The sequence below is a fragment of the Inconstantimicrobium porci genome, assembly GCF_009696465.1.
Classification (GTDB): Bacteria; Bacillota; Clostridia; order Clostridiales; family Clostridiaceae; genus Inconstantimicrobium; species Inconstantimicrobium porci.
On the sequence record NZ_VULX01000051.1, the window covers coordinates 1 to 5,651 of the forward strand.

Here is a 5,651-nt window from a genome sequence, read left to right on the forward strand (position 1 = left end):
GAACTTAAGTTAGAATTAAGAAGTTATGTATTATGGTATAACAATAAACGCATTCATAGTTCTTTAAACTATATGACTCCAGTTGAGTATAGACTTGCAAATATGACCGAATAAAAAATGTATTAAAAAGTGTTGACAATCCAATCTTCTTACTGAAATACCAAAACATATGGAAGATAAAAACCTAGAATTTTTAGATGATCTTCTACCATGGTCAGATAAACTGCCACAAGAATGTAGAAAAACTAACCGATAAAAGCTGCCATCGCTGGCAGCTTTATTTTTTTGTACAGGTACGCATTATTTACCGTTTACGTTAAGATAAAACTTTCTGCTATCTACATCTATACATCTGTCTTTGCTATATTTACATTCCTCATAGTTAAGATAAAACTAACCTTACCCAATTTTCATAATTAACCGTGTCTTTATTTACATTCCTCATAGTTAAGATAAAACATTATAATTGTTATATGTGTATTGCCTGGATAATCTCCTTTACATTCCTCATAGTTAAGATAAAACACTAAGTTACAAGAACATAGCAGAATACCACCTTATCTTTACATTCCTCATAGTTAAGATAAAACGAAGAAACTAAAATGTTAGGAATACGTTGTCCTATCTTTACATTCCTCATAGTTAAGATAAAACTTCTAAGCTTAATGTGTCCTGGTGAATTACTTTCGCCTTTACATTCCTCATAGTTAAGATAAAACAAGTAAATGTAATAGCTTATAATGATAAAAAAAGATACTTTACATTCCTCATAGTTAAGATAAAACTTAAAAAGTCTGTGTGGGAAATGTAACCCCGGAAAACTTTACATTCCTCATAGTTAAGATAAAACCAGCTCTATTAAGTTGAAAATAAACGCTTTTAGTGTCTTTACATTCCTCATAGTTAAGATAAAACTTATGACGTTCTTGGCGAAGATAAAAGAAAGATTGACTTTACATTCCTCATAGTTAAGATAAAACTAAAAGAAAAAATAATTATCTTTCATGTCCTTACTGCTTTACATTCCTCATAGTTAAGATAAAACCTATGAAGTCCTTAATCTTATTCTCATAGATTTCTTTCTTTACATTCCTCATAGTTAAGATAAAACAGTTATGATACAACCCGCAGAAGGCTATTATGTAATCTTTACATTCCTCATAGTTAAGATAAAACCAACTTCCATATTGTACACATCTTCGTACCCATCAACTTTACATTCCTCATAGTTAAGATAAAACTTGTGTTATGTGGTATTGAATACTATATAATGTTATCTTTACATTCCTCATAGTTAAGATAAAACGAGTTATTTGTATAGTAAGAAAATACCGAAAACCATCTTTACATTCCTCATAGTTAAGATAAAACGAGTTATTTGTATAGTAAGAAAATACCGAAAACCATCTTTACATTCCTCATAGTTAAGATAAAACAAGATTTATACGAAAAAATTAAATTAGTTAAACAATCTTTACATTCCTCATAGTTAAGATAAAACATATTATAAAAAATAAAATAAAGTAAATTAGTGCACTTTACATTCCTCATAGTTAAGATAAAACGCTCTGCCTTCAATTCTATAAGTGAAGATAATGAACCTTTACATTCCTCATAGTTAAGATAAAACTAAGAATCAAGAACTTTTTAGGAATTGAAGAAAGAGCTTTACATTCCTCATAGTTAAGATAAAACTTTGCATGCATATACGGAGGCACTACAGCGATGGGACTTTACATTCCTCATAGTTAAGATAAAACTCTAGGCTATTTATATAGCAATACACTGTATCATCTCTTTACATTCCTCATAGTTAAGATAAAACATTATAAATTCAGAAGAAGCACAAAAAGCTTCTTATCTTTACATTCCTCATAGTTAAGATAAAACTCTAACAGATGTAGATCTAGAATATGCATTTTTAGACTTTACATTCCTCATAGTTAAGATAAAACACAAGACCAGTTTGGAAAATGGTTTTCTGAAGAATACTTTACATTCCTCATAGTTAAGATAAAACTACCTTAAAGTTCTTAACTATGTTAATTAAGAATGTCTTTACATTCCTCATAGTTAAGATAAAACAAGCTAATAAAAAAGCTTTAGAGCAATCTAAAGAAACTTTACATTCCTCATAGTTAAGATAAAACTCCCGGCTGCCTTGCAGAAAGCTATTACAAAAGCTACTTTACATTCCTCATAGTTAAGATAAAACTTCATTATTTATCACCTTCTTTATTGGAAACATTGTCTTTACATTCCTCATAGTTAAGATAAAACTTTACAAGCATATAAAAGTATCTCTAACACTAGTGTTCATGCATTCCTCATAGTTAAGATAAAACTTTACCCATTTCAAAAAGCCATTCAGCAGGTGTTTTCTTTACATTCCTCATAGTTAAGATAAAACGAACTATTTAAGTAGTATTTTGGGAGGTTCGTATAACTTTACATTCCTCATAGTTAAGATAAAACGCTAGATTGCATTGTAACTATTTCTTCATATCCTGTCTTTACATTCCTCATAGTTAAGATAAAACTTGCAATTGATGATATGTATGACGAAAATATAGCAGTCGTCTTTACATTCCTCATAGTTAAGATAAAACAGGCTATGCAGTCAGAAGATGAAGGAGCAATTGCTCCTTTACATTCCTCATAGTTAAGATAAAACTCTGTTTTACTTATCTCTCTCTGTAAAGCTCTGTATCTTTACATTCCTCATAGTTAAGATAAAACCTTAAGTCTGCACCTATTAAGTCTGCGCCTTCTAAGTCTTTACATTCCTCATAGTTAAGATAAAACAGGAAAATTGCTACACACCCGCAAGTCAGCTTCACGACTTTACATTCCTCATAGTTAAGATAAAACTATCAAAGGGCTATTCAATAGTACAAAGTTACAACATCTTTACATTCCTCATAGTTAAGATAAAACCTTGAAATCCTTCTAACTCTTCAACATCTATTTCACTCTTTACATTCCTCATAGTTAAGATAAAACGGAGATCTTTATTTCCTCCCTACAATTATTATTATAACTTTACATTCCTCATAGTTAAGATAAAACCACCCGCTCGATCCTGTTTTACTAGCTGCTTCCAGCCTTTACATTCCTCATAGTTAAGATAAAACGAGAAAAGTACGGAGCCGACTTTATTCAGATATTGGCTTTACATTCCTCATAGTTAATATAAAACGCACAGGCAATATTCTATAAAAATTATGAAGTATCACTTTACATTCCTCATAGTTAATATAAAACTTTGTACTTTTAAGTACAGCTTCCATTTGTGCTAGTTCTTTACATTCCTCATAGTTAATATAAAACTTGTTGCAGTACCTGTATTTTGTATAAATTTTAATTCCTTTACATTCCTCATAGTTAATATAAAACCTAGTCTCTTTTTTTATGCAATAAAGCCCATATAAGCTTTACATTCCTCATAGTTAATATAAAACATCTTCCCTGCTATACTTGTCTTTATGCTTTTTAAGCTTTACATTCCTCATAGTTAATATAAAACATGGTTCTATTGCACCTACTGTTTTTTCTACAGACACTTTACATTCCTCATAGTTAATATAAAACATAAATAGCTTTATCTTCTGTTACTTTAATACAATACTTTACATTCCTCATAGTTAATATAAAACTTGAATTTGAAGTATTAAAAGGTGTAGACAGGACTGTCTTTACATTCCTCATAGTTAATATAAAACTCTAAATCAAAGAGATAAGACAAAATGGGCGATAATCTTTACATTCCTCATAGTTAATATAAAACCCGTACAATTTAAGCGTGATGTGTGCAAGAATGTGTTCTTTACATTCCTCATAGTTAATATAAAACTCAAGTAGTCGAAGAAAATCAAGCTGCATGGCACTGCTTTACATTCCTCATAGTTAATATAAAACGGGAATAATTTTTATGGCAGTAATCCAATGTGGTACAACTTTACATTCCTCATAGTTAATATAAAACCACTAGCGAAAGCTCTAAAAATAGCTGCTACTATTCTCTTTACATTCCTCATAGTTAATATAAAACCCTTCTTGTAAGTGATTAATATTGATTATTTCTTTAAGCTTTACATTCCTCATAGTTAATATAAAACGCTGTCAGCTTCTTCTTTTACGATAAGATAATCTTCCTTTACATTCCTCATAGTTAATATAAAACTTTTGCTGATAATGTCGGCAATATTTACCAAATCTTGCTTTACATTCCTCATAGTTAATATAAAACCATGCCATTAAGGTTACTTACTGCACCTTGTGCTGCCTTTACATTCCTCATAGTTAATATAAAACTCTTCAAAACTACCAACTGCAAAGAAGTTCAAAAGACTTTACATTCCTCATAGTTAATATAAAACTCTTCTTGAAGTGCTTTTATTAAGATATGCTGCATACTTTACATTCCTCATAGTTAATATAAAACGTTAATGTAGGAAATAGTAAAAGTAATACTTATATACTTTACATTCCTCATAGTTAATATAAAACTTAACTATATACTCAATAGCCTTATTGCTTTGTATTCTTTACATTCCTCATAGTTAATATAAAACTTTCTTTGTTATGTGTATTGTCCATCTGTAATAATTGCTTTACATTCCTCATAGTTAATATAAAACTATAATATCTTTCGCTGAAAAGCCTTGTTCCAATACTTTACATTCCTCATAGTTAATATAAAACATAATAATATATGTAATCTGAATTACGAAATAAAAACTTTACATTCCTCATAGTTAATATAAAACGCTTACTTTTTCTTCAAGTGTCTGAAAATCAGTTTTCTTTACATTCCTCATAGTTAATATAAAACCATATCCATATCCCACAGGTACAAAACAGAAATGGTCTTTACATTCCTCATAGTTAATATAAAACACAGGAATTTGCACTGCTTAGTGATGATCTTTACTACTTTACATTCCTCATAGTTAATATAAAACTCATTACCAGTAGCAGTAACTTGTAAATTTGTTGACTTTACATTCCTCATAGTTAATATAAAACCAAGGATACTAAAGGCTTTGGATACACTTATGTTAGCTTTACATTCCTCATAGTTAATATAAAACATGTAATGCAAGAATACTCTAAACACCTTCTAAAAACTTTACATTCCTCATAGTTAATATAAAACTATTATATCTCTTCTTAAGTTTTCCTTTACTGAGCACTTTACATTCCTCATAGTTAATATAAAACTTACTGTATAATTCATTTTATTTGCTATTTCATATGACTTTACATTCCTCATAGTTAATATAAAACCTTATAGCAGTTGAAAATAAGGACAACCCTATATATACTTTACATTCCTCATAGTTAATATAAAACTCTCCACCATCAAATTCAGGTATGCACTTTTCCTCAACTTTACATTCCTCATAGTTAATATAAAACGCATAAAACAGAGCTTATAACAATATTCGCAAGAAGCTTTACATTCCTCATAGTTAATATAAAACCGTACCCGAACCCAACAGGTACAAAACCAAAATGGTTCCTCTTAAGCCCCCATATCTAATTGGACAATAATGACTAATATAAGTTATACTAAATATAGTAATTATTGGAGGAAAGTTATGAAGGGAAGAAGTTATTCAGAAGAATTCAAAGAACAAATATTGCAA

General features: G+C 29.4%; 1 protein-coding gene and 1 CRISPR repeat array. The gene reads left to right on the forward strand.

The window, feature by feature from the left end; translation table 11 throughout:
- The coding region (locus FYJ33_RS15645; protein ID WP_154530158.1) for an IS3 family transposase at positions 1 to 114 on the forward strand (114 nt) is incomplete at its 5' end.
- Positions 115 to 365: 251 nt separating this feature from the next.
- A CRISPR array of direct repeats spans positions 366 to 5,486; the repeat unit is 29 nt; unit sequence CTTTACATTCCTCATAGTTAAGATAAAAC.
- The last annotated feature ends 165 nt before the right edge of the window (positions 5,487 to 5,651 follow it).